This is a genomic window from Vibrio sp. 1978 (assembly GCF_033344345.1).
The window spans coordinates 1-864 of record NZ_JAWPOP010000258.1; the positions used below are offsets into that span (position 1 = coordinate 1).

The 864-nt window shown below is 47.8% G+C and carries 1 protein-coding gene; it reads right to left on the reverse strand.

Annotated features, from left to right (window positions below; all coding sequences use genetic code 11):
• A partial coding sequence (locus R8N49_RS25935) for a TGS domain-containing protein (RefSeq protein ID WP_318190306.1) occupies nucleotides 1-864 on the reverse strand: 864 nt, incomplete at both ends.

Here is an 864-nt window from a genome sequence, read left to right on the forward strand (position 1 = left end):
GGAACCAAGCGTTGATCTGCGCACGAGCACGACCTGAGTGAACAAAGCCTAGTGATGGGTTTAACCAGTCTCGCGATGGGTTTGGCTCTTTTGCTGTGATGATTTCGACCTGATCGCCCATGTGGAGTTTGTGGGTGAACGGCACGATTCGGCCACCAACTTTGGCGCCAATACAACGGTGCCCGACTTCTGAGTGAATGTGGTAGGCAAAGTCTAGTGGAGTTGCCCCCATTGGTAAGTCGACAACATCGCCACGTGGTGTAAATGCGTAGACGCGGTCATCGAAGACTTGGCTTCGGAGTTCATCCAACATCTCACCAGAATCGGACATTTCTTCTTGCCAATCCAATAGTTTACGCAGCCAGGTAATTTTCTCATCGTAACCACTGCGGCTGCTCGCACCTTCTTTGTATTTCCAGTGTGCGGCAACGCCCAGCTCAGATTCTTCGTGCATTTGCTTGGTACGAATTTGAATCTCGATGGTTTTGCCTTCAGGACCAAGAATAACGGTGTGAATCGATTGGTAACCGTTTGGTTTTGGGTTTGCAACGTAGTCGTCGAACTCACTCGGTAAGTGCTTGTATTTGGTATGAACCACACCTAGCGCAGCGTAACAATCTTGCAGTTTGTCGGCGATGATACGTACTGCACGCACGTCAAACAATTCATCAAACGCCAGACTTTTCTTCTGCATTTTTCGCCAAATGCTGTAGATGTGTTTAGGACGACCACTTACTTCGGCATTAATGCCACAAGCTTTCATCTCTTGAGATAAGTCTTCGACAAAATCTTTGATGTATTGCTCACGGACAATACGACGCTCAGCAAGCTGCTTTGCAATTTGCTTGTAAGTATCCGGTTGTT